At 70.5% G+C, this 24,410-nt stretch carries 22 protein-coding genes; 11 read left to right on the forward strand and 11 right to left on the reverse strand.

What is annotated here, in order from left to right; genetic code table 11:
- Positions 1–137: 137 nt before the first annotated feature.
- From ACGFY9_RS27135 to ACGFY9_RS27165, 7 genes are all read right to left on the reverse strand, one after another.
- Positions 138–431: a hypothetical protein gene (locus tag ACGFY9_RS27135; RefSeq protein WP_393758286.1), complete on the reverse strand. Its 294-nt coding sequence runs from the start codon at positions 429–431 to the stop codon at positions 138–140.
- A 133-nt stretch (positions 432–564) separates the two neighbouring features.
- The gene (locus ACGFY9_RS27140; RefSeq protein ID WP_393758288.1) at positions 565–1,428 is read right to left on the reverse strand and encodes an acyl-CoA thioester hydrolase/BAAT C-terminal domain-containing protein; all 864 of its coding nucleotides are present in this window, start codon (positions 1,426–1,428) and stop codon (positions 565–567) included.
- A 201-nt stretch (positions 1,429–1,629) separates the two neighbouring features.
- On the reverse strand, positions 1,630–2,853 hold the full coding sequence (locus tag ACGFY9_RS27145) for an MFS transporter (protein ID WP_393758290.1): 1,224 nt from the start codon (positions 2,851–2,853) through the stop codon (positions 1,630–1,632).
- A 482-nt stretch (positions 2,854–3,335) separates the two neighbouring features.
- Positions 3,336–4,643, reverse strand: coding sequence for a hypothetical protein (locus ACGFY9_RS27150; protein ID WP_393758292.1), 1,308 nt, complete (start codon positions 4,641–4,643; stop codon positions 3,336–3,338).
- Between the two features lie 418 nt (positions 4,644–5,061).
- On the reverse strand, positions 5,062–5,196 hold the full coding sequence (locus tag ACGFY9_RS27155) for a hypothetical protein (RefSeq protein WP_393758517.1): 135 nt from the start codon (positions 5,194–5,196) through the stop codon (positions 5,062–5,064).
- Between the two features lie 20 nt (positions 5,197–5,216).
- Entirely contained in the window at positions 5,217–8,267 is a 3,051-nt protein-coding gene (locus ACGFY9_RS27160) for a protein kinase (protein WP_393758293.1), read from the reverse strand.
- Positions 8,268–8,477: 210 nt separating this feature from the next.
- Positions 8,478–9,977, reverse strand: a complete 1,500-nt coding sequence (locus ACGFY9_RS27165) for an IucA/IucC family protein (protein WP_393758295.1) — start codon at positions 9,975–9,977, stop codon at positions 8,478–8,480.
- Between the two features lie 151 nt (positions 9,978–10,128).
- On the opposite strand from ACGFY9_RS27165, the gene ACGFY9_RS27170 reads away from it, so the two are divergent.
- Genes ACGFY9_RS27170 through ACGFY9_RS27180 form a run of 3 tightly spaced genes read left to right on the forward strand, consistent with a single transcriptional unit; the run spans position 10,129 to position 13,727 of the window.
- Positions 10,129–11,643 carry an IucA/IucC family protein gene (locus ACGFY9_RS27170; protein ID WP_393758503.1) on the forward strand — a complete coding sequence of 505 codons (1,515 nt, stop codon included), beginning with the start codon at positions 10,129–10,131 and terminating at the stop codon, positions 11,641–11,643.
- Positions 11,644–11,652: 9 nt separating this feature from the next.
- Complete coding sequence (locus ACGFY9_RS27175; protein WP_393758296.1) at positions 11,653–12,918, forward strand: VWA domain-containing protein; 1,266 nt, start codon at positions 11,653–11,655, stop codon at positions 12,916–12,918.
- Complete coding sequence (locus ACGFY9_RS27180) at positions 12,918–13,727, forward strand: hypothetical protein (RefSeq protein WP_393758298.1); 810 nt, start codon at positions 12,918–12,920, stop codon at positions 13,725–13,727. Before ACGFY9_RS27175 ends, ACGFY9_RS27180 begins: the two co-directional genes overlap by 1 nt.
- Positions 13,728–13,789: 62 nt before the next feature.
- On the opposite strand, the gene ACGFY9_RS27185 is transcribed toward ACGFY9_RS27180, so the two are convergent.
- Positions 13,790–14,419: a winged helix-turn-helix transcriptional regulator gene (locus ACGFY9_RS27185; protein ID WP_393758300.1), complete on the reverse strand. Its 630-nt coding sequence runs from the start codon at positions 14,417–14,419 to the stop codon at positions 13,790–13,792.
- 88 nt (positions 14,420–14,507) lie between these two features.
- On the opposite strand from ACGFY9_RS27185, the gene ACGFY9_RS27190 reads away from it, so the two are divergent.
- The 5 genes from ACGFY9_RS27190 to ACGFY9_RS27210 all read left to right on the forward strand — a co-directional run bounded on the left by ACGFY9_RS27190 (position 14,508) and on the right by ACGFY9_RS27210 (position 18,104).
- Positions 14,508–15,716 (forward strand): pyridoxal phosphate-dependent aminotransferase, encoded by a 1,209-nt coding sequence (locus tag ACGFY9_RS27190; protein WP_393758302.1) that lies wholly within the window; start codon positions 14,508–14,510, stop codon positions 15,714–15,716.
- Positions 15,717–15,764: 48 nt separating this feature from the next.
- Positions 15,765–16,298, forward strand: coding sequence for an HAD domain-containing protein (locus ACGFY9_RS27195; protein WP_393758304.1), 534 nt, complete (start codon positions 15,765–15,767; stop codon positions 16,296–16,298).
- 3 nt (positions 16,299–16,301) lie between these two features.
- Complete coding sequence (locus tag ACGFY9_RS27200) at positions 16,302–16,901, forward strand: histidine phosphatase family protein (RefSeq protein WP_393758305.1); 600 nt, start codon at positions 16,302–16,304, stop codon at positions 16,899–16,901.
- A 60-nt stretch (positions 16,902–16,961) separates the two neighbouring features.
- Positions 16,962–17,606 carry a hypothetical protein gene (locus tag ACGFY9_RS27205; protein ID WP_393758307.1) on the forward strand — a complete coding sequence of 215 codons (645 nt, stop codon included), beginning with the start codon at positions 16,962–16,964 and terminating at the stop codon, positions 17,604–17,606.
- Between the two features lie 75 nt (positions 17,607–17,681).
- Positions 17,682–18,104: an acyl-CoA thioesterase gene (locus ACGFY9_RS27210; RefSeq protein ID WP_393758309.1), complete on the forward strand. Its 423-nt coding sequence runs from the start codon at positions 17,682–17,684 to the stop codon at positions 18,102–18,104.
- 17 nt (positions 18,105–18,121) lie between these two features.
- Here ACGFY9_RS27210 and ACGFY9_RS27215 read toward each other — a convergent pair whose 3' ends face one another.
- On the reverse strand, positions 18,122–18,523 hold the full coding sequence (locus tag ACGFY9_RS27215; RefSeq protein ID WP_393030557.1) for a winged helix-turn-helix transcriptional regulator: 402 nt from the start codon (positions 18,521–18,523) through the stop codon (positions 18,122–18,124).
- 102 nt (positions 18,524–18,625) lie between these two features.
- On the opposite strand from ACGFY9_RS27215, the gene ACGFY9_RS27220 reads away from it, so the two are divergent.
- Entirely contained in the window at positions 18,626–20,080 is a 1,455-nt protein-coding gene (locus ACGFY9_RS27220) for an MFS transporter (RefSeq protein WP_393758311.1), read from the forward strand.
- Between the two features lie 137 nt (positions 20,081–20,217).
- Here ACGFY9_RS27220 and ACGFY9_RS27225 read toward each other — a convergent pair whose 3' ends face one another.
- A complete protein-coding gene (locus tag ACGFY9_RS27225) occupies positions 20,218–21,072 on the reverse strand; it encodes an NAD(P)H-binding protein (protein WP_393758313.1) in 855 nt (284 codons plus the stop codon).
- A 96-nt stretch (positions 21,073–21,168) separates the two neighbouring features.
- Here ACGFY9_RS27225 and ACGFY9_RS27230 point away from each other — a divergent pair, with 96 nt between their 5' ends.
- A complete protein-coding gene (locus ACGFY9_RS27230) occupies positions 21,169–21,972 on the forward strand; it encodes a helix-turn-helix domain-containing protein (protein WP_393758315.1) in 804 nt (267 codons plus the stop codon).
- 181 nt (positions 21,973–22,153) lie between these two features.
- Entirely contained in the window at positions 22,154–22,972 is an 819-nt protein-coding gene (locus ACGFY9_RS27235) for a chitosanase (protein ID WP_393758317.1), read from the forward strand.
- On the opposite strand, the gene ACGFY9_RS27240 is transcribed toward ACGFY9_RS27235, so the two are convergent.
- Positions 22,957–24,321, reverse strand: a complete 1,365-nt coding sequence (locus ACGFY9_RS27240) for a nucleobase:cation symporter-2 family protein (protein WP_393758319.1) — start codon at positions 24,319–24,321, stop codon at positions 22,957–22,959. The two genes, ACGFY9_RS27235 and ACGFY9_RS27240, sit on opposite strands and share 16 nt — an antisense overlap.
- Positions 24,322–24,410 lie beyond the last annotated feature (89 nt).

Below are 24,410 nucleotides of genomic sequence, written 5' to 3' on the forward strand. Positions count from 1 at the left end.
AGCCAGCACTGAACTTGATCGACTGATGTCAGGACAGTTCGACGGGCCGGGCGCGACCTCATCGACGGCCGTACTGCCGGCTCGCGTCTCTTCGCGCTGGGCCTGCAGGAAGGTACGTTGCGGCGCGAGGAAGGTGCTCAGTCCAGGGCTTCGACCACTGCCTCTGACACCAACAGCCCTGCCTCCTGGATCCGTTGACGCACGTCTCCGTCGTACAGCCAGGCGCAAGCCTCGATCGCCGGGTGGAGTTCGGCGAGGATCAACGCCGCACGCTTCGGCACGCAGGCTTCATTCCTCCATGCCGTCCTACACTCATTGATCTCCTCTCGGAGCCGAAGAAGCGCCTGCTCGTCGAACCCTTCGTTCATCCGCAGGGGAATCACGAACCGTGTAGCCGCCTCGTCCAGGCGACTGACCAGGTCTGCCTCCATATGTGCCTCCGTCTCAAGCGGTTCGCAACACAGTGGGAACCGGCGCCTGCCGACAGTTGACCGGGCCCGCATCGCCCCGGACGTGACCTCGGTCTTTCGGGATCCAGCTTCCTGACCAGCGACGCCCGGAGGCTCAGAAGCCGCGGATGGCCGCCATCACGCGCGGCCAGGCGACCGCTCCCAGCGCTGCGCCGGCCTCCGGGGTGCCACCGTGGTCAAAGCGAGTGGATGGAGGTGGCGCCACCTCGTACGGGAAGATGATGCGGTGGCCCGCGTCAATCCGGGTGATCACCATCGCGTCCCGCCCGGCCGCCGTGCGCCGGTCGGCGAGTTCCTGGGCGAAAGGCAAGGACGGCCACATCCTGTCGGCGCCGCCCGCGACCAGCACCAGATCGGCGTCGGCCTTCTCGATCGGGATAGCCGCGGCGCCGAGGCGGTCCTCGCATGCTGTCAGACTGGATTCGTACCAGTCGAGCACGGCGACCGGTCCGCCTGAAGGCTCCGCCGGGAACCAGGACTCGACATAGGGGACGAAGGGCAGGGGCTGCCCCCGCCAAGTCCAGCTGGATCGATACGGGCGATCCCGGCCGTCGTGTCCAGGGCCGACGTTGGCCCAGACGACCGACGAGGGGGCCAGCGCGATCACAGCATCCGCGCAGTCCGAGAGCGTGGACACCAGCAACGCCGCCTCGGCGCTCTTCGAAAGCCCCAGGATGCTGACCCGTTCAGCACCACGCTCACGCAACAGCCCGGTCGCCTCAACAAGAATCTCCAGCGGAACCTCACAGATGCCCGGCGGCTGCCCGGGCCCCCCGAACCACCGAACCGTCGCCGCGGTCACGCCGGCACGGGCGAAGAGCCGACACCGTTCGCGCTCGATCCGGCCACTCGATCCAGACAGCACAAGTACACCCGCATCACTGCCACCCACGAGCGGCTCAGCGATGAACCCCGACCAGGGCTCGGTCAGTTCGAACTCAACGATTTCGGCGGCCATGCCGGCAACCTAGTCGAGGCCCACGATGAGCGGATCAGCAACCCTAAGTGCATGCCGGGAACTTGAGCAACAGGAACTCGTCTTGTCCTGCCGTTCCGGCGCGGGCTCGCGGCGGAACGGCAGGACAAGATGAGTGCGAACCGGCCGTGAGGACAGGGCCGGGGCCCATCAGCAGGACCGCAGGCGCGGGCCAGCAGTTCGCTATGGAGAGTCGGCCGGGGATGGAGCCGGTTCCTGTATCGGCTCCCCGGCGGGTGCTGGAATGCCCTGGGCGGAAGTGCGTGCCGTCTTCCGTGGCAGAAGGAGCGCGCTCGACAAACACAGCACACCGGCGATGAGCAGCGCACCACGGACACCCATCGCATCGGCGATGAGGCCACCGGCAATCATGAAAACTGCCTGGCACGTCTTCGAGCTGACCGACCAGGAGGTAGCCACGCGGGACATGAACGCGTCCTGCGTGGTCTCTAGGCGGTAGGTGGTGAACGACGGGTTGAAAACGCCGGCCGCGAACAACAGGCCGAAGTCGACCGCCACGATGGTGAACACGCCGAGGGCACCGGACGGCGCGAGCGGCAACAGGATCGTCCAGAGTGTGCGTGCGACGCCGGACAGCAACAGGATCCGGCGCTGCCCCAGAGCCAGTCCGTACTGCCACGGTGCGAGGCCAAGGTCTCGCAGCATGAGGACGGCCATCAACGCTGACGTCATCATGATGGAGCCGCCGAAGAGCAGGGAGTTGCAGAACAGCACACGTAGTCCGGGATGTCGCAGGATGTACTGCCAGCCGACGGCAATGTCGCGAGCCAGGCGAGGGGCAGCGGCGCGTGCCGTCGGCGCGGGTTCGGGCCAGCGGATGCGGCGGATACCGATAGCGGATCCCAGGAAGGACGCGGCATCGACCGCCATCGTCACGGTAGGGCCCAGAACACCGACCAGAAACCCGCCGACGGGCGGACCGGCGCTGACACTGATCCAGTTGGTGGTCTCGAACAGGCTGTTGGCACGAAGGCGGTGCTCGGGCAGGACGAGCGCCTTCAGGTGCGCACCGCTCGCCGCGTCGAACGCGACCGCCGCGGCCCTCTGAAGGATGCCCACGGCACACAGGTGGACGAAGGTGAGCCCGCCGAACGCAGCCGCGACCGGAACGCTCACCAGTACCGCACGGCGGACCAGATCGGCAGTGATCATGACAGCACGCTTGTGCCGGTACTCGATACGGACACCGAGCGGGAGAGCGATCACCGCACTCGCCACCGCTGAAAGAGCCGTGAGCAGAGAGACCTGAAACGCCGAGGAATGCAGCACCAGGAGGGCGACCAGGGGCAATGCCCCCATGGCGACGGCACTGCCCGCAGCACTGACCCCGTAGGCACCCCACAACCGTCGGAAGTCCCGCCCGAGCGTGACCTGCCGCGCCAGCACACCCTCCCCCGCTCGTGAGTCCCTCGCCGACTCGGCCTCGCCCAGTTCACAGCCAAGGTCCGGACCATACACGGGCCAGAGCCCGCCATCTCGGATTCAAATCTCGTATTCGTACTGGTCAGGGCCGTGTGCGCCGTGTACCACCAGCAGACCAAGAACCTGCTGGGCGCTCCGCTCATGCGGCTGAGCATGACTGCTTGGCACCACGAAATTCCCGGCGCCCCTGCCTCACGGCCTTAGCCATCAGCCCGCCTGAACAGCGACGCAGCGTACCTGACATCCCATCAGAACGAGCGTCAAATGAGCGTCACGAGCGTCATTTCAGCGTCAAGATATCGCCCGTAACGCCCACACCTCACATAACGCGCACACACAAAACCGCAGGTCAGGACAGCTTGGCGACCGGTTCCAGGATCGCAACGCACTCCACGTGATGGGTCATCGGAAACACATGGAGCCGATCAGTAAACCTCCTCTGCGTTTCACCGTCCCCCCGGACGTTCCAGTCCGTAAGGACTCCACCCCTTCAGGTACGCCTTGAGCTCGTCTGGCGTCGGTTCCCTGGGAATCGGCATCCCTGGAAGCCGGTTCAAGGGGTCGATCGACCTCGCGAATTCACGTGCCCACTCCAACCAGCGTCTGGCCGATTCCAGCGTCGCCTCGTCCACGGCGCGGCCCGGTTCGGCAAGGCGACGGTCCAGAGCATCGCAGTAGGCACCAAGTACGGCGGCCTCCTGCCAGCGTCCGGCCTCCTCGCGAAGCACCTCGGCGAATTGATCCCGAACGGCTCGTTCCTGCGCCTCCTCCATAGCCGCCCGCCAGCGGAACTCACACTCCGCTCTGGCCTTCTCCTCATGTTCCCTGCTCCGAGCGTCCTCCAGCGCTCGCGCCTCGATTTCCCCGAGAACGACACCCAATGCTTCCTCAAGCACTCGCGCCTTCCCATCACGCCAGCGCCCCGGCCGACCGAACCGGCCATGGTCAACCTCCACGACGAGACGCGCGGAGCGCTCCGGATTCGTGGACTGCGGGAACTCCTGCTTGACAGTGACGGTGTACGCGAAGCCGTCGACAACCACGTCCACTCCACCCTCGCGCCGCGAGTAATACGACCGAACCTGCCTCACGTCGTATCCCCGCCGCATCGCCTCAGCCGCCAACCCCTGCAACATCAGGAGAGCCCGGCGACGGAGCACAGGAGACATCACCAGCTGCCCCTCGTTGTCCCGCAGCGCAGCCACAGCCGGCCGGAGGGAACTCAGCCGCCTCGGGACCCGAACGACCGATGCGTCGGTCGTCGGCCGCAAACCCCGTGAGTTTGGATGCGGGCCCTCGGCGAGGAACAGCTCCAATCCCCGCGCACCGAAGCGCGTCTTCTCGATGTGCATGCCCTGCGGTTCCATGCCGTGCCGCTTCGCGTAATCGACGACGCGCCGCCACTCCGCAATTTCGTCGTCAACGGGGTCACGGAGACGCACACGCCCCTCTGCGACCAGCCGCTCGATCAGCTCCCGGGCCTTCGCCCGTCGAGCGCGAGCGACGGGCCGTTCGCTGTAGGGCGTCGGGCTGCGCCCTCTTCCCCCGCCTTCCAACGGGTCGTCCGCCTTCGCCGACGCCGGAGGCGACGACCCGGCAGACACCCCCTGAACGCCACCGCCGTCGAACGCCGGATCCTCGGGATGATGACCATGCCGCAGGTAGAACCGGCCGGTCTTGGTGACCTCCGCACGACCATGCCCACCAGCCCTGCCGACTGCCAGAAGCCCACGGTCACGCAGGGCGTAGGCCAAGCGCCAGTCCCCCGGCAACCAGGCTCCAGGTTCTTCACCCGCTGCGATGCGTTCGAGGAGAGCGCGCTGCCGCTCGTTCAATGCGGACCACTTGTGCACAGACGCCAGCCCACACCGCGCTCACACACGCCGCATAGAGCCGAAAGAGTGGCCTTCAGCCCGGGAACACGGACATGGCAGAGCTGGCCGTTTCACAGCACCCCAGCCCCTCCGCAGTCACTGATCGTGTCCACCGCAGAGATGGCCTTCACCTCGTCGCTGCTGGTGAACTCGGTTTTCCCTGGGGGGAATCTGGGGAGAATCCGCGCCGCTGGGGAGCGCGTGGGGAGGATCGGCTGCATAACGCAGCACGAACGTGAAACGCTCTGAAAGACGCATCGGCGCAGGTCAGCCACTGATGCAGCGGCATCAACGCAGGTCAGCGCCGCCCCGTGGACAACTTGACGACGTACGTGCCGAGGTCGTCGGCCTCGACGAGACCGGGGACGGATCTGCCGGACCGCAGGGGCTCGACGTAGCGGGTCGCGGTGACCTCTCTCAGCATGTCCGGCATGGAACGAGCATAGAGGCAGGTCAGCGCCAGGAGGGGTGGCCCTCCGGCGTGCTGCCGGTGGTGAGCCTGCGTAGGCCCGTGCCGTCAGCGCGGACGGCCCAGATCGCCGGCTGGTCGAAGGGACCCCGGACGAAGGCCACCCACTTGCCGTCGGGCGACCAGACCGGGTCCATCTCCTGGGCGGCGGTCTGCACCAGTGTCCGGTCGCCCGTGCCGTCCGCCTTGACGATGTGGATGTCTCCCCCGGTCCCCACGTTCGGCGCCCCGGCGGTGTAGGCGAAGTACCGGCCGTCCGGGGACCAGACGGGGTCGAGCGCCCGCCGGGACTGGTGGGTGACCTGCCGGGGTTCGGCCCCCGGTTGCGCCGGATCGACGACGTGGATCTGCCAACTCGACGTCTTCTGAAGGCAGATGGCGATGTGCTTGCCGTCGGGGGACCACGCCGGGTCCTCCACCTTCGCGGTCCCGGTGGTCAGTTGCCGCGCGGAGCCGTCCGCGACGGTCACGACGAACAGCTGCTGCACCCCGTCCTGCCGACGCAGCACGGCCAGCCTCTTCCCGTCCGGCGACCACGACACCCGCCCACCCGAGATCGCGGCGACCCGGCGGACGTCGGTACCGTCCGCGTTGGCCGTCCAAACGGCCGACTCCTGCCCGGTGTTGCGGGTGAACGCGAACGACTTGTGATCGGGGGCCCACTGCGGCAGCACGTCACACGTCCCGTCGATCAGCTGCTTCGGGTCGTCCTTGGTGGAGTCACGACGCCCGATCACGCTGTGACACGTCGACGACCCGGGATCCGTGTCCATCCGGACCAGCAACGGGGCATCATCGGGGAAGGCGGCGGCGGTCGACCGCACGGTTGACGGCGAGGATCCCCCAGCACCGGCATCGTCCTTCTGATCGGAACCGGCCCATGGATGCCACACGAGCAGCCCCGCGGCGACCGCAGCGACCAGCATCGCCGCTACGACGACTGTCCTACGGCGCCCTGACGGCACCCCGGTGCCACCCCCCGCTCCGGCACCACCGGGCGGGACTGGCCCGGGCGCGAAGACCGGTGCGGGCCCGAAACCGGGGCCAGGACCGGGCGACGACTGGACGGTCAGGGGGTGGGAGGCCACGGACGGCCTCTCACCCACCGGGGACGAACCGGACGGCCCCTCCCCGGCCGGAGCCGACCTGGTCGGCATCTCGGCAACCGACGACGGACCCGGCCACCCCTCACCGACCGACGAGGAACCGGACGGCTTCCCGGCAACCGGCCACGAGCTGGGTACCCTCTCACCCACCGGAGCCGAGCCGGTCGGCATCTCACCGACAGACGACGAACCGGAAGGCCCCTCACTCACCGGAGCCGAACCGGACGGCCTCCCGCCTGCCGACGACGAACCGGACGGCCTCCCGGCAACCGGCCACGAGCTGGGTACCCTCTCACCCACCGGAGCCGAGCCGGTCGGCATCTCACCGACAGACGACGAACCGGACGGCCCCTCACCTACCGGAGACGAACCGGACGGCCTCTCTGCAACTGGCCACGAACCAGACGGCCCCTCACCAACCGACGACGGACCAGACGGCCTCTCGGCAACCGGCCACGAACCGGGCCCCCTCTCACCCGCCGAAGCCGGGTCAGGCGACCACTCACCGACCGGCGATGAACCAGGCGCCCCCTCACCCCACGCCGACGGGCGAGTCGGCCCCCCGGCGACCTCCGGAGCGACGGGCAGCCCCCCGCCGAACGCCGACGAGTCGGCAGCCCCTTCGGCAACCACCGGCGAGACACCCGGCCCCTCGTCGGCCACCTGCCGGAAACCCGAGCCCCCATCGCCCCCCGACGCGAAACCCTGGCCCGCATCACCCCCCGACGCGAAACCCCGACCCTCCTCAACCCCCGGAGGGAACCCCGAACTTCCATCAACCACCGGCGGGAACCCCGAACCCGCACCGACCACGGGCGGGAACCCCGGGCCTTCACCAACCCCCGCCGGTCCACCCACCCCCTCACCGCCCCCCGGCGAAGCCGACATCGCGGTACGCGGATCGGCGGCCGCGCCCGACCGGCGCTCGTCGGGCGCACCCGACGCACGATCCGTCGGTGCAGCCGACGGACGGTCGGTGGGCTCGCCCGACCGCCGACCCGCAGGTCCGGCCGACGCACGACCCGCAGGCGCGCCCCCCGGTCCGTCCACCCCCGCGAAATACACCGCCGGATCCTGACTCCGCACCAACGCGGTCGCCTCCGGAGGCAACCAGACGTCCGACGGATGCTGGATCGTCAGTCGGTCGAGGAACTCCGACGGGCTGAGCCGGTCCCGCGGGTCCTTGGCCAGGCAGGCCGCGACCAGGGGGCGCAACTGCCCGGGAACGTCCGTGAGATCAGGCTGTTCGTGCACGACCCGGTAGGGCCACGCCGCCGCCACCCCGTCCCCGAAAGGCGCACGCCCGGCCGCCTGCCCGAGCACCACACCCAGGGCGAACATGTCCACGGCGGGAGTGAGCGTGCCCCCGGTGAGCTGCTCCGGCGCGAGGAAGCCGAGGGTGCCGATCTGGAACCCGGTCTGCGTGAGGGCCGTACCGTCGAGGGCCCGGGCGATGCCGAAGTCGATGACCCGGGGGCCGTCCTCCGCGACGATGATGTTGGCCGGTTTCAGGTCACGGTGGATGACCCCGGCCTGGTGGATCGCCGCCAGTGCCTCGGCGAGGCCGGCGGCCAGCACGGTGAGCGTGTCCACGGGCAGGGGGCCGACCCGGTCGAGGACGGCCTGCAGCGTGGGCCCGGGAACGTACGCCGTCACCAGCCAGGCCGGGTCGCCGTGCGGGTCGGCGTCGACGACCGGCGCGGTGTGGAAGCCGCCGACCCGGCGCGCCGCGGCCACCTCGTCGGCGAACCTGAGCCGGAAACCCGGTTCCGTGCTCAGTTCGGGCCGTACGACCTTGACGGCCACCGCCCGGCCCGACCGCGAGCGGCCGAAGTACACGACGCCCATCCCACCCTGGCCGAGCCGTCCGACCAGCCGGTACCTGCCCTCCCCGACAGAGGCGGGATCACCCGCTTGGAGCGGTTTCATGACTCCCCCATCTCGCCTCTCCGGCAAGGCGGTCGGCCCTCATCGGCCCCGACCCCCGTCCCCGTCGAGCGGCCATATCCAGCCGCGAGGCTCCCCCGATACCGGCCACCAGTCTAGGTGCTCCGCTCATGACGTCACCGGGTTCGGAACGGTTCCCTTCCGACCCACCCTTCACCCGGAACGGTTCACCTCCGGCCCGCCCTCCCCCCCTCACCCCGCGAGCGGATTTCGCAACGGCAGATAGCGAGCGTCCGCGCCGTCCGCCCCGGTCCAGCGCAACAGCAGGTTCGTCTTGCCGGGCAGGGTGGGCCAGGCGAGGAGGTCGGCGACCTCGGGGAGGTCGTGGCGGGCGAGTTCGGCGCGGGCCGCAGGCCAGGGGTCCAGCTTCGGGTGGCGCTCGGCGAGGACACCGGCGATCTCGACGAGGTTGTTGACGACCAGGCAGTACACCAGCCGCTCCCACCCGGCGGCCCGGTCCACGTCCGTCAGCAGCTTCACGCCCTCCGCGTCCCGGAACAGCGCCTGCGCGGGCGTTCCGTCGGCGTCGACGGCGACGAGCGTGTTCTGCAGATGCGCTTCGAGTACGACGCCGTGGTCGGCGAAGGCGGTCAGCGCGGGCGGTACGACCTGCCGCAGATACGCCTCCCACCAGGCCCCCGGGTCGCGCGTACCGTCGAGCGGGCTGCCCTCGAAGCCCTCCACCAACCCCGCGGCGAGCAAGGGCGTAGTTCCGGGCAGGAGGTGGTCGCGCAGGCCGTCGCGGACCAGGACGGCGAGTTCCTCGAAGGCGAAGTCGGCGGTGCGGTAACCGCGGTCGCCGAGCCAGGCCGCCGGGCCGCCCATCGCAGCGAAGGCCTCCCGGACGGCCGTATCCGTACGCTGGAGTTTCAGCAGGTCGTGGCGCCACAACCGGCGCACGTCATTGGTGATGCGCACATCGAGGCTGAACTTCAGGAACAGATCCTCGGCGGGGCTGTACACGGTGCGGATCGCCGCCGTCGGCCACGCCTCGGTCGCCGTCGTACCGAGCCGGATCAGCCGCCCGTCCGCGAAGGCAGCCGCCAGGCCTGCGCCTACGAGGTCCAGCTGCCAGGGGTGCGCAGGGAGCAGCCGGTACCCGGGCGGGGCCGCCCCGAGCGCGTCCAGCGCCGAGACATCCCCCTCCTCCACGACCGCGTCCTCGCGCAGCCCGAGCAGCACCAGCGGGAAACGGGCGTACGCCTCCGGGGCGTAGGGCAGCCAGCCCGCGACGGGGCCGCCGCCGCGGGCTTTGGGCGCGGGATGGTAGGGATGGCCGGTGATCAAGGACTGTTCGGAGCGGAGATACGGGTCGTCGGGCGCCGTCGCCCGGTCGCGCGCGGTGAGCAGCGCGGCGACCGCGTCACGGCTGTCCGTCATCTCGGCGGGCAGTTCGTGGTTGGAGACCCCGGTGTGCCGGGTCAGTTCCTCGGCGACGAGTTTCACGAGTTCGGTGTGGTCGGCGCGCCGCCAGCCGCCGTCCGCGTACACCTCGGGCTCGGCGGGCCGCCGCTCGCCGCGCACCCGCAGCAGCCGGCCGCTTCCCGGCAGCCGGTACACGTGTCGCTCCCCCGGGTCCGGGAGCGGCCGGGCCACCTCCCGCAGCAGACAGTTGAGCAGGGGCGCGGCCGCGTACGCGTCGGCGCGCTCCGCCACGTCGTCGCCCGGGGGTGTGAAGTCGACGCGATCCATTCGTTCCCTAAGTCCGTGTCCTGCGATCGCGATCAGTATGTCTCTCGTCGCACAGTGTTCCGCCGCCCCGGCTCTCGCCGCTCCGCCTCTCTCCGCCCTGTCTCTCGTCGTCACCGATCATGACGCCCCGTCCGCACCCGAGGAGTCGACCGTGGACCGTCCCCCGCTTCCCGAGGCCGAGGTCGCCGAGGAGCTCGCCGCCGTACGGCCCGACCTCGTGCAACGGTACGCGGCCGAGCTCCCCGGCGCCCGTGCGGCGGTTCTCACCCGGCTGTGGCGCGCGCTGGCCTTCGAGCCGCTGCCGTGGATCGTCGACAGGGCGCCGGGCCTCGTCCTACGGCTGGCCGACGGCCGGCGGCTGCGCGGCCCGCGCGCGGACCCGTACGCGACCGACGCCTACGTCACCGTGGTCCACCTCGACGACATCGCCTACGACGATCCGGCGCGCCTGATGACGGACCTCGCCGTGCCGCACGGGACCGGCTTCGCGGCCGAACTCGGGCACAGCGTCGCCTCGTTGGCGCTGTCCCGGGCCAACCAGCCCGCCCGCTCGGAGGATTGGCCGGCGCACGACTGGGAGTGGGAGCAGCGGATCGTCGACGGGCATCCCTTCCACCCCAACTGCCGCTCCCGGCCCGGCTTCTCGGTGGCCGAGCAGCTCGCGTACGGGCCCGAGCACCGGCCCGTGGTGGCGCTCGGGTCGGTGCCGGTGGGGGCGGAGGAGTGTCTGGTGACGGGGGTGTGGCCGGGCGAACTGCGGGACGGGGGGCGGCTGTTGATCCCGGTGCACCCGTGGCAGGCGGCACATGTGCTGAAGCGGACCGGCGACGCTCCGCTCGACGCGCATCCGCTGATGTCCCTGCGGACCCTCGCCCTGTCGGACGGACCGCACGTCAAGACCGCGCTGAGCGCCCGGCTGACCTCCTCGGTGCGGGACATCTCGGTCTACTCGATCGGACTGTCGGCGACGCTGTCGGCGTTCGGGGAGACACTGGCGGCGCGCTCGGACGGCCTGTTGCACGTCACCCGCACACTGGGCGCGGCCACGGCCGACTCCCCTGATCTCGCGGCCGTGTTGCGTGAGTCGCCGCAGACGTACGCGGACACGGACGCGGGCGAGCGGGTTCTGCCGGTGGCCGCCCTCGCGGTCACCGGCCTGCCCCGATCGCCCGCCTGGCTGGCCGAGTTCACGCGTCTCGCCCTCGTCGTCTGTCTGCGGCTGCTGGAGTCCGGTGTGGCCCTTGAGGCGCACGGTCAGAACCTGCTGGTGGTGCTGTCCCGCACGGGTGCCCCCCTGCGCCTGGTCTACCGCGATCTCGCCGACATCCGGGTCAGCCCCAAGCGCCTTGCCGAGCAGGGGATTCCGGTACCGGACCTGAGCGGACGCATCGTCACCGACGACGAACTCACCCTGCGCCGCAAGCTGTTCGGATCTCTCGTGGCGGGAGCACTCGCGGGTACGGCGGGTTCCGGTACGGCGCTCAGGGCGGCGCTGGCGGCCGTCGTACCGGATCTGCCGCGCACGCCGGACCTGCGCACGCTGCTCGAACAGCCTTTGCCGAGCAAGGCGTTGACGCTGATGCGGCTGTCGCCGGAGCTCCCCGGAGACCAGTGGACCGGGCTGCCCAACCCACTCGTTTTGGAGCCCGGTCCATCTGATCAATAGGATCCGGCGATGATCACAAGACAACGGCTGGCGGCGGGGATCTGTGCCCTGCTCGCCACCCTCACGGCCGGGGTCGCCTTCCCCGCCGGAGCGGTCGCCGACGAGACGGACTCCGCGGCCTCCCCCAAGGTCGAACTCGTGCTGGACGTCAGCGGTTCCATGAGCGCCAAGGACATGGACGGCGGCTCGCGGATGGCAGCGGCGAAGCAGGCGTTCAACGAGGTGCTCGACGCGACACCCGAGGAAGTGCAGCTCGGCATCCGCACGTTGGGCGCCAACTATCACGGCAACGACCGCAAGACGGGCTGCAAGGACACCGCGCAGCTGTACCCGGTGGGCTCCCTGAACCGCACTGAGGCCAAGGCCGCGGTCGCGACGCTCCAGCCCACCGGCTGGACGCCGATCGGTCCGGCGCTGCTGAAGGCGGCGGACGACCTGAACGGCGGTGACGGTACCCGCCGTATCGTCCTGATCAGCGACGGCGAGGACACCTGCCAGCCGCTGGACCCGTGCGAGGTGGCCCGCGAGATCGCGGCCAAGGGCATCGGCCTGACCATCGACACGCTGGGTCTGGTGCCGGACGCCAAGACCCGCGACCAGCTCAGCTGCATCGCGGACGCGACCGGCGGCACGTACACCTCCGTGCAGCACAAGGAGGAACTCTCCGACCGCGTGGGCCAGTTGGTGGACCGCGCCGCCGACCCGGTGGTGACCCCGGTCGCCACCGAGGGCACCGCCCAGTGCGCCGGCGCCCCAACCCTCAAGTCCGGTCTGTACACGGACCGCGAGGAGTTCGGCAAGCAGCGCTTCTACCGCGTGGACGTCGACCCGGGCCAGGAGCTGCGCGCTTCGGTGAGCGTCGGCGCCGACCGTGAAGTCAACCCGGACTACGGGGTGTTGCTGCGGGCGGTCACCGTGCACGGCCGCGAGATCGTACGCGGCGAGGGCACGGGCAACGGCCGTACGGACGTCATCTCCACCGGCCTGCGCTACCCGAAGGCGGAGAGCGACGACGACAACGCCCCGGCGGAGACCGTGTGTCTGCAGGTCACCAACTCCTTCTCGGCGGCCTCCGGGGTGAAGACCACCCCCGGTCTGCCCCTCGAACTCACCGTGGACGTCGTGGACGGGCCGAGCAAGGCGAGCGACGTGGCCTCCTTCGGCCTCGGCCGCGGCTGGTGGCTCCTCGGCGCCCTCGTGCTGACCGGCTTCGTCGCGGGTCTGCTGTGGGGCTGGCTGTCACGCTGGCGTCTCGCGGTCTGGAGGACCAACTGATGCGGATCACACGTGTGTTGAGCACGGCCCTGCTGCTCGCGGGACTGGCTGCGACACCGGCTGCGGCGGACTCCTCGCCCTCCGCGAGCCCCTCCGACGACAGTTCGGCGCCCACGCAGGCCGGTACCTCCTTCCGTACGGCGACGGAGCTGGACCAGGGCCAGCAGGCCACCGCGAGCGGCTCCACCGGCGACTACCTGTACTGGTCGTTCGCCGCGGACGCCGGTCAACGCCCCACCGTCAAGGCGACGGTGAAGCTGCCGGACACCCACGCGGGCGAGACCTGGCAGCTCGACGTCTACGACGGGCTGCGGCGCCGCCAGGCCTGCCAGTACGGGGCCGCGACGCGCACCGCCGCGCAGGACGCGACCTCCCTGGACCTGGCGTGCACGCTGCGTACCGTCCGTGCCTGGTCGGAGACCTGGGCCAACGACCCGCTGCCGGGCACGTACTACGTCCGACTCACGGTCGTGGATCTGCAGTCCTCGGACCTGGGCAAACCGGTGAGCACCGAGGTCCGCGTGGACTCCAAGGACATCGGCGGTTCGGCGGCGGTGGACGGTTCGCTGGCGCAGCCGCTGACGCCGGGGATCGCGGCCAAGTCGGCGTCCGACGAGGACAGTTCGTCGTCGACGTCGGCGGCGCTGTCGAGCATCGAGCCCGACGGCGGCTGGTCCTCCGGCTGGTGGTCCGACCGCTGGGTGTGGACCGGCGTGGGCGGTGTGCTGGCCGCGCTCGCGGGGATCGGCGGGTATGCGCTGACCCGGGGTTCGGGACGGCCGAGGCGGGTTCCGCCGCCCGGCATGTAATTCCGTGATCACCCGTCAGAAGGCCCGCCCACAGCGGGCCTTCTGTCATGTCAGGCCTGTTCTCAGGCCTCCCGCAGTGCCTTCGCGAGCGTGCCGTCGCCGGTCACCTCGACGCGTCCGGCACGCACCGCGTCGGAAAGGCTCAACTCCCCCTGCGCGACGGCCGTACACGTGTCGACGTCAAGCACCAGACGGGCATCGGGCTCCCGGGGAGCGGCCCCTTCGCCATAGACGAGCCCACCCTCCTCCACCCCCGCATACACATGGAACTCCCCTTCCTCCAGCCGGACTTCGACCAGCCCCTCCCCCTCCAGCGCCCGCAGCAAAGGCAGCGCGAACCAGTGCGCACGCACCGCGTCCGTGGGCCGCCGCTCCCCCAGCTCAGGCGCACCCCAGGTACCGAGGGCCTGGAGAACAGGCAGCAACTCCCGCCCCCGGCCGGTGAGTTCGTAGACGTAGACCGCGCCCGGAGGCGGCAGCCGCCGTCGCGTCGTGAGCCCGTCCCGCTCCATGTCCTTCAGCCGTGAGGCGAGTACGTCCGTGCTGACACCCGGCAGATCGGCGTGCAGGTCCGTGTAGCGGCGCGGGCCGGCGAGGAGTTCGCGGACGATCAGCAGGGTCCAGCGGTCGCCGACGAGGTCGAGCGCCCGGGCCGCGGAACAGTACTGGTCGTAGCTTCGGCGAGGTGACATGCGACGCAGTCTAGACATGTTGTTGGACTTTCCAAGCTCACACTTGGTAAAACCAAGCAACACACGAACCCGATGGGGCGAGGGCGCAATGGAGTTCCGGCAGTCGAGCAAGCTCAGCGAGGTCTGTTACGAGATCCGCGGACCGGTGATCGAGCACGCCAACGCACTGGAGGAGGCAGGGCACAGCGTCCTGCGCCTGAACACCGGCAACCCCGCGCTCTTCGGCTTCGAGGCGCCCGAGGAGATCATCCAGGACATGATCCGGATGCTCCCCCAGGCCCACGGCTACACGGACTCACGCGGCATCCTCTCCGCCCGCCGCGCGGTCGCCCAGCGCTACCAGACCCTGGGTCTCGAAGTCGACGTGGACGACGTGTTCCTGGGCAACGGCGTCTCCGAGCTGGTCTCCATGGCCGTACAGGCACTGCTGGAGGACGGCGACGAAATCCTCATCCCCGCCCCGGACTTCCCGCTCTGGACGGCGGTGACGACCCTCTCCGGCGGCAAGGCGGTCCACTACCTCTGCGACGAACAGGCCGACTGGTACCCGGACCTGGACGACATGGCGGCGAAGATCACCGACCGCACCAAGGCCGTCGTCATCATCAACCCGAACAACCCCACCGGCGCCGTCTACCCCAAGGAGATCGTCGAGGGCATCCTCGACCTCGCCCGCCGGCACGGCCTGATGGTCTTCGCCGACGAGATCTACGACCAGATCCTCTACGACGACGCCGTGCACCACTCGGCCGCCGCGCTCGCCCCCGACCTGGTCGTCCTCACCTTCTGCGGCCTGTCGAAGACGTACCGGGTGGCCGGCTTCCGCTCGGGCTGGCTGGTGGTCACGGGCCCGAAGCAGCACGCCAAGAACTACCTGGAGGGCCTGACGATGCTGGCCTCCATGCGGCTGTGCCCCAACGCGCCCGCGCAGTACGCCATCCAGGCCGCGCTCGGCGGCCGCCAGTCCATCCGCGACCTGACCGTTCCGGGCGGGCGACTGCACGAACAGCGCAACATGGTGTGGGAGAAGCTGAACGAGATCCCGGGGGTCTCCTGCGTGAAGCCCAAGGGCGCGCTCTACGCGTTCCCCCGGCTCGATCCCAAGGTGCACAAGATCCACGACGACGAGAAGTTCGTCCTGGACCTCCTGCTCCGGGAGAAGATCCAGGTGGTCCAGGGCACGGGCTTCAACTGGCCGACCCCCGACCACTTCCGCATTCTCACGCTGCCGTACGCGGACGACCTGGAGGCGGCGATCGGCCGGATCGGGCGCTTCTTGGGCGGGTATCGGCAGTAGCGGCCGGGCGGACAGCTACGGGCGCGCCGCCCTGGGTAACCCCTCCCCATGACCGACCGCCCCCTGCTGCTCCTCGACGTCGACGGTCCCCTCAACCCGTACGGCGCCCGGTTCCTGCGCCACCGCGGCTATGTCACCCACCGGCTGTGGCCGACGAACTGGTCGGCCCGGCAGCCGCCGGGCTCCCGGCGGCTGCGGCGCGGGCTGCGGGTCCGCCTGCACCCGGGGCACGGCGAGCGCATACTGGCGCTGCCGTACGAGCCGGCCTGGGCCACCACCTGGATGCACCAGGCCAACGAGCTGATCGCGCCGGCGGTCGGGCTCCCCGGCGACCTGCCGGTGATCGAGTTCACCCAGCTGTTCGCCAAGGCCCCGGACGGCCTCTACTGGAAGACCCGCCAGATCGTGGCCTGGGCGGCCGGCCGCCCCTTCGTCTGGGTCGACGACCTGATCACCGACCTCGACGTACGGCATGTCGAGGCGCACCACGACGGGCCGGCACTCCTCCTCAAGGTGGACCCGCGCAGGGGCCTACGGGAGAGCGATTTCGCGACGTTGGAGCAGTGGGCCCATAGCCTGTGAGGTATGGGTGATCTTTTCCTCGTACGGCACGGAGAGACCGAATGGTCCCGGTCGGGGCGGCACACCGGCTCGACCGATGTCCCGCTCACCGCGAAGGGGCGGGAGGAGGCGCGCGGTCTGGTACCGCTGATCCGCTCGCACCGGGTCGGCGCCGCGTTCGTCAGCCCCATGCAGCGGGCCCGGGAGACCGCCGAGCTGATCGGGCTCACGGACGTCCGCATCGATGTGGATCTGCGGGAGTGGGACTACGGCGGCTACGAGGGCATCACGACCGTCGAGATCCAGCGCACCCGGCCGGGCTGGTTCCTGTTCACCGACGGGGTCGCGCCCGGGCCGCCGGACCATCCCGGGGAGAGCCCGGAGCAGGTGGGCGAGCGCGCCGACCGCGCCCTGGCCAAGGTGGACGCGGCCCTGGCCAACACCGAGGGCGTGGTCGTCCTGGTGGCACACGGCCATTTCCTCCGGGTGCTCACCGCCCGGTGGCTCGGGCTGCCGCCGTCGAAGGGCGCGTTGTTCCAGCTCGCGACCGGGACGCTGTGCCGGCTGAGCACGGAGCACGGGCGGCCGGTCATCGCCGCCTGGAATGTCAGACCCCCGTCGTAATCTTCGAACAGGGCGCGTGGGGGGGCGTCCCACAGTCCGCCGGACGGGGAGGAGCACGCCGTGACACGACCGCCGACCGCCGCGCAACGGCATGTCATCGACGCCGCCGATCCCGTCACCGGGCGGCTGCGGGGTACGGAGGCGCAGCTCGCCGCGCTGGTGAAGCGGGGGTTGGCGTTCCGGCACCCGCGTCCGCCGCACGACCACTTTCTGACGCCGGCGGGGCATCGCATACGGGAGTCCGAACCGGAGGTCGCCGAGGCCGCCCCTGCCGCAGCTCCCGCGACCACGGCCTCGACCGCCGGGGTGTTCGCCGCGCGCATCGGCGGCGAGGAGGCGACGGGCACCGCCCCCGCCGCCCGCACGCGTGAGGTGCACAGCGCCTGGCAGGGGCTGCTGGAGCTGCGCCGGATGACCAATCCGGACGGTTCCGTGGAGCGGCCGTGCGGCTGGGAGCGTACGCATCTGGTGCAGGCCGCCGCGCTGGCCTTGGAGGCCGCCGGGCACCAACCCGCCGGACGGGACACGGAGGGCTACCGGGTGCGGGCGACCCCGCAGCCGGAGGCCGTCGCCGTGCGCGATCCGGACGCAGAGGTGCTGCGTGCCTGCGTGGAGACGCTGGAGCGGGCGGGCTGGCAGGTGAGCGAACACAAGGAGCCGCGAACAGGGGCGAGTTATCTGCTTGCCTCGCCGCGACGCACGTGAACGGACCCGACCGGACCCGAAGGGCATGCCAAGATCGGTGAGGCAGATCGACCGTCAGTGCGAGAAGGGAACGCAGTGAGCGAGCCGTTTTCCGTCCCGGTGACCGTCCGCGGATACGAGACCGACAGCCTGGGGCACCTCAACCAGAGCGTGTACCTCCAGTACGCGGAGCATGCCCGCTGGGCCCTGCTCCAGGCCGCGGGCGTCGGCCAGGCCGAGTTGCTCGGCCAGGGGGTCGCGCCGGTCGTCCTGGAGACGACCATCCGCTATCTCCGCGAGCTGCGCGCCGGTGAGGACGTCGAGGTGAGTTGTGTCTTCGAGTGGGGCGAGGGCAAGACGTTCCGGGTCCTGCAGACGATAACCAAGACGGACGGCACGGTCTCCGCCGAGGCCGCGTCGGTCGGCGGACTGCTGGACCTCGAACAACGCAAGCTGGTCGCGCAACCGCAGGAGTTCTTCAGGAAGTTGACCACCAACCCGAGCCTGTTCGGCCTCTGAGCCAAGGGCCGGGCGGCCTACGCATCGGTCAACTCCGGGCGGTGCTCCGTGTCGTAGGCCGCGCGTGACTCGGCGATGTAGTGCCGGTTCCGCTCCGCCCAGTCCGTCAGCCGTAGCAGGGTCTCGTGCAACTCCCGGGCCACCGGGGTGAGTTCGTACTCGACCTTCGGTGGCACCGTCGGGTGCACGGTGCGGGTGACGAGTCCGTCGCGCTCCAGGTTGCGCAGGGTGAGGGTCAGCATGCGGCGGCTGATGCCCTCGATGCTGCGCTCCAACTCGGTGAAGCGGATGGGTCCGTGGGCCGCCGCCACCAGGATCTGCACACTCCATTTCCCGGAGACCCTGTCAAGAACTTCACGCACCGGGCAGGCGTGCGCGTTCACGACCTGGGCTGTAACACCGGTGTTCCCTTGGGACATCCAAGTGCCTCCTTACGGCGACCTCCATGGTTCCTCACGATGTACCCCGTTACAAGTCGTGCACCTATGGTTCCTATGGATATCCACGGAGGTCAGACCGCCATGACGGCACTCACCGGGTCCGAGTCGAAGACATCACGGACGCGTCCGTCGCCCCGAACGTACTCCCACTGGGCGTCCCTCGTCGTGCTGTGTGCGGGGACGCTGATGACGATCCTCGACGGCAACATCGTCACGGTCGCCATGCCCGCGATCCAGAGTGACCTCGGTTTCTCGGGGCCGGGGCTCGCCTGGGTCGTCAACGCCTATCTGATCCCGTTCGGCGGACTGCTGCTGCTCGTCGGCCGGTTGGGCGATCTGGTGGGCCGCAAGCGGATGTTCACCGCGGGGCTCGCCGTGTTCACCGCGGCGTCCGTGCTGTGCGGGGTCGCGACGAGCCAGGGCATGCTGATCGCGGCCCGGGCCGTGCAGGGCGTCGGCGGCGCGATGGCCTCGGCGGTGGTCCTCGGGATGCTGGTCGCGCTCTTCCCGGAACCCCGTGAACAGGCCCGCGCCATCGCGGTGTTCAGCGCGGTCGGCGCCGGTGGCGGCGCACTCGGCACCTTTCTCGGCGGGGCGCTGACCCAGGCCCTGAACTGGCACTGGATCTTCCTCATCAACCTGCCGATCGGCATCGTGGCGTGGCTCGCGGCCGTCCGCGTCCTCGCCCCGGAACAGGGCGCCGGGCTCGGCAAGGGCGCCGACTATCCGGGAGCAGCGCTGGTCACCGGCGCGCTGATGCTCACGGTGTACGTCATCATCGGCACCGGCGCCCGCCCCCTCACCGCCACCCTCCTGCTGGCCGCCCTCGCCCTGGCCCTCTTCGTCGCGTTCACCGTCCGCCAGGCCCGGGCCGCGCGCCCCCTGCTCCGCCTCCGGCTGTTCCGCTCCCGCCTCCTGACCGGGGCGAACGCCGTGCAGATCCTGATGATCGGCACGATGTTCGGCTTCCAGTTCATCGGCGCGCTGTACGTCCAACGGGTACTGGGTTTCAGCGAGTTGCTCACCGGCACGGCCTTCCTGCCGGCGCCGATCGCGGTCGGGGTCCTGATGCTCGGCCTGTCGGCACGCACCATCGGCCGCTTCGGCGCGTACCGGGTACTGCTGGCCGGACTCGTCCTCATCATCGCCGGGATGGCCCTGCTGGGCCGCGCCCCCGCCGACGGCTCCTACCTCACGGACGTACTGCCGCCGCTGCTCCTGCTGGCCGCCGGGTTCGCCGCCGCGATGCCCGCGCTGACGGGGCTCGCCATGTCGGGGGCGCGGGAGGAGGACGCGGGACTGGCCTCCGGGCTCTTCAACACCACGCAGGTGGTGGGTGGTTCACTCGGGCTGGCGGTGCTGTCGACACTGGCGGCGGGACGGACCGACGGACTGCTCGCCAAGGGTGCGGAGTTGATCCCGGCGACTGCGGAGGGGTACCAACTGGCTTTTCGGACCGGGGCGTTGATCGCGGTGGCAGCTCTGGTGCTGGCGGCGGCGGTACTGCGAGCGGGGAGGGAGCGGGGGCGGGGCTGACATCCCCGAGGTCGGGAGCGGGAGCGGGAGCGGGAGCGGGAGCGGGAGCGGGAGCGGGAGCGGGAGCGGGAGCGGGAGCGGGAGCGGGAGCGGGGCTGCCATCCCCCATGGCCGCGTGGTCCTCGCCTCCGCCCGGATCACCCCTCCCCGAACGCCGCCCGGTGGTCCAGGACCCACTCCCGGTAGGTCCGCGCCGGCCGGCCCAGGACCTCCCGCACCTCATCGGTGACGACCTCGTTGCCGCCCTCCCGGACGAACTCCCTGCTGATCTCGGAGGCGTCGATGAACGTGTCGCTGAAGCCCAGCCCGAGCAGATACTCGCGCGCCTCGGCCGAGGACAGGTCGCGTACTTCGACGGGGCGCCCGAGGATCCCGGCGAGGACGGCGGCCTGGTCCCGGACGCTGAGTACCTCGGGGCCGGTCAGCGTGTACGTCCGCCCCGAGTGGCCCGGGTCGAGCAGCGCGGCGACCGCCACCTCGGACACATCGCGGGGATCGACGACCCCCTGGCCGCCGTCGCCGCTCGTGTTCGGTACCGGGCTGCCCGCCCGTACGGACGCGGCCCAGCCGAGCGTGTTCGAGGCGAAGGCCGAGGGGCGCAGGATCGTCCACTCCAACTCGCTCTCCCGCACGGCCTGTTCACCGGGCACGTGCCAGGTGCCGACCGGCCCGATCGCGGGGTCGCCCGCCCCGATTCCGGAGAGTTTCACGACGCGGCGTACGCCCGCCGACCGCGCCGCTTCGACGAGACCCCGGTCGTGCGCGGAGTCGTCCGGCCCGAACACCCCTACCAGGAAGGCGGCTTCGGCGCCGGTCATCGCCGCCTCCACCGAGGCCCGGTCGGCATGGTGGCCCCGTGCCGTCTCAACTCCCCCCGGGAAAGGGGCCTTTGCCGGGTCCCGGGTCAGGGCGCGCACCTTCTCGCCGCGCGCCGCGAGCTGTCGTACGACTTCACTGCCGATGGTGCCCGTGGCACCCGTCACAAGGATCATGACCACCACAGTGGGCGGGGAGGCGGCCCTGGTTCTAGGAGATTCCGGCACGTTCGGGGGCCGTGTCCGGGCCGGTGGCGCGCTTACCGTGGAGGGGTGACGAACGCCCTGTCGCAGTGGGCCGTGCCGCTGCCCGACGAACTGCGCCCCTGGATCGCGCGGGTCGGTGCCCTGCGGCTCGATGCCGTGCCGCAGGAACCGTTCGTGCATCTCCCGGACGCGGACACGAAGGTGGTTCTGCGGGTCGAGGGGAACGGCCGGCGCAGCGTCCTTGTCGTCGGGCCGCGCGTCCGGGCCACCTACCACGCGGGCAAGCCGCTGGTGTCCTGCGTGGAGGTGCGGCTGGCGCCGGGCACCACGCTGCCGCTGCTGGGGGTTCCGGCGGTCGACCTCGTCGGCCGGGCCGTGTTCCTGGGTGACCTGCCCGGCCGGAAGGCCCGCCAACTCTCCGACGAGCTGCGCTGGTTGGACGCCGATCCCGAGCGGACGGTGGAGCGGCTCGCGGAGGTGCTCCCCGCGCGGCTCACCGCCGTCACGGACTCCTCCCGCACCGAACTCGTCCGGGCCGGCGTCGACGCGATGTCGATCCGCACCGGTCACCTGCCCGGCCCGGTGCCCGACGTGGCCCGCGAACTCGCCGTCAGCGAAAGGCAGTTGCGCAACCTGTTCGCCGAGGGGGTCGGTCTCTCCCCCAAGCACTATGCCCGCATCAACCGCGTCCGCGCCGTACTGGCCCACGCGGCTGAACTCTCCTGGGCCCAACTCGCCGCCGTCACCGGCTACTACGACCAGTCCCACATGACCTCCGACTTCCGCGCCCTGATGGGTGTCCCGCCCCGGTCGTACTTCACGGGACGGCTTCCGGCGGCGATGCCCTGCCAGTCGGTCCGGCGCGTCTGAACGCGGATGCGGTCAGGGCACTCCGGGTGTCTCGGCATGAAGACGCAGTACGCCAACCTCCTTGCGTGACGCGGGAATTCACAGCGCCCTGCTAACACCACCCCACGGCTCTCCCAAGTTGACGCGCGAGTCTCAGCTGCCTTTCAGAGTTGTTGTGTACCGCGCCCGCCTTGGAGTCGACGTGCCGTCCTTCCGAAGAAAAGCCACCCGCCGCACCCTGCTCGCAGCCTTCGGAACGGCGGCGATCGCGAGCCAGTGGCCGTCCGCGGACGCCTCGACGTCGGGTGGGGCGGGGCTCGACGCCCCGGCGAAGAAGGACATCGCGATGCGGTTGGTGTCGAGCGCGGAGAACTCCTCCCTGGACTGGGAGGCGCAGTACGCGTACATCGAGGACATCGGCGACGGGCGCGGCTACACCGGCGGGATCATCGGTTTCTGCTCCGGTACCGGCGACATGCTGGCGCTCGTCGAGCTGTACACGAAGCGGGCCCCGGGCAATGTCCTCGCCGGCTGTCTGCCCGCGCTGCGCGCCGTCAACGGCACTGCCTCGCACAGCGGGTTGGCCCCCGGCTTCCCCTCCGCCTGGCGGAAGGCCGCGCACACGTCCGCCGCGTTCCGCAAGGCGCAGCGCGACGAGCGGGACCGCGGCTACTTCGACCCGGCCGTGGCGCGCGCCAAGAAGGACGGGGTGGGCACACTCGGGCAGTTCGTCTACTACGACGCGATGGTCATGCACGGCCCGGGCACGGACCCCCTCTGCTTCGGCGGCATCCGCACCCGGGCCCGCAAGCACGCGGCGACTCCCACCGACGGCGGCGACGAGACGGCGTATCTCAACGCCTTCCTCGACGCCCGGGTCTGGGCGATGAGGCAGGAGGAGGCGCACAGCGACGTGACCCGGGTCGAGACGGCCCAGCGGGTGTTCCTGAAGAAGGGCAACCTCGACCTGGACACGCCGCTCAAGTGGCAGGTGTACGGGGACAGTTACGAGATCGGCTGACGGGCGACGGGTACGGCTCCGGTCGTACCCCCGACTTGTTCGCGGGCCCGGCCGAGGTGGTGGAAGACCAGGTTGAGCGCCACCGCGGCGACGCAGCCCGTGGAGATGCCCGAGTCGAGGACGATCCGGACCGTCTGCGGGAACGCGTGGTAGAAGTCCGGCGCCGTGATCGGGATGATCCCGACGGCCAGCGATACCGCCACGATCAGGATGTTGTCGTCCCGGTCCAGGCCCGCCTTGACGAGGGTCTGGATGCCGCTCGCGGCGACCGAGCCGAACAGGACGACGCCCGCTCCGCCCAGCACCGGGCGCGGTACGACGGCGATGAGCGACGCGGCCATCGGGCACAGGCCCATCAGCACCAGGAAACCACCGCCGGTGGCGACGACGTACCGGCTGCGGATGCGGGTCATGGCGACCAGGCCGATGTTCTGGGCGAAGGCGCTGCACATGAAGCCGTTGAAGAGGGGGCTCAGGGCCGAGCCGAGGGTGTCGGCGCGCAGCCCCGCGGCGATGGTCCGTTCGTCCGCGGGGCGGTCGACGATCTCGCCCAACGCCAGCATGTCCGCGGTGGATTCGGTCATCGAGACCACCATCACCACGCACATCGAGATGATCGCGGCGACCTGGAACTGCGGTGCGCCGAAGTGGAACGGGCTCGGGAACCCGATGACGTCGGCGTCCGCGACCGGGCTGAAGTCCGTTGCCCCGAAGGGGATCGCGAGGAGCGTGCCGATCAACAGGCCGAGCAGGACGGCTATTTGCTTCACGAAGCCGCGGGTGAAACGGCGGAGGACCAGGACGACGACGAGCGTCACGGCGGCGAGGCCCAGGTACGTCCGCGAACCGTAGTCGTGTGCCGAGGGGTCGGGTCCCTGCGCCCAGCCGAAGGCGACGGGCAGCAGGGACACGCCTATCAGCGTGATGACGGTGCCGGTGACGACCGGCGGGAAGAAGCGCACGGCCTTGCTGAAGAAGGGCGCGGCGAGGAAGCCGAGGAGGCCGGCGACGATCACCGCGCCGAAGATGACGGGCAGCGCGTCCGACTTGTCCTTGGTGGAGGCCGCGATCGCGGTCATCGGGGCGACTCCGGCGAAGGTGACGCCGTTGACGAAGGGCAGCCGGGCGCCGATCTTCCAGATCCCGAGGGTCTGCAGGAAGGTCGCGAGGCCCGCGGTGAAGAGGCAGGCACCGGTGAGGAAGGTGAGTTCGGTGCCGGAGAGGCCGACGGCCGCGCCGACGATCAGCGGCGGGGCGACGACTCCCGCGTACATGGCGGCCACGTGTTGCAGGCCCGTGGTGGCCATCTTGAGTGCGGGGAGTTTCTCGTCGACGGGATGGGTGGTCACGGCGGCTCCTCCGGGCGGGTAACACGTCGGCTCTGACGTGGGTTTCAGGAGGTGGTGCGCGGTCATGCGGGACCGGGACGGAACCCAAC

Source organism: Streptomyces sp. NPDC048504 (assembly GCF_043200035.1).
Taxonomy (GTDB): Bacteria; Actinomycetota; Actinomycetes; order Streptomycetales; family Streptomycetaceae; genus Streptomyces.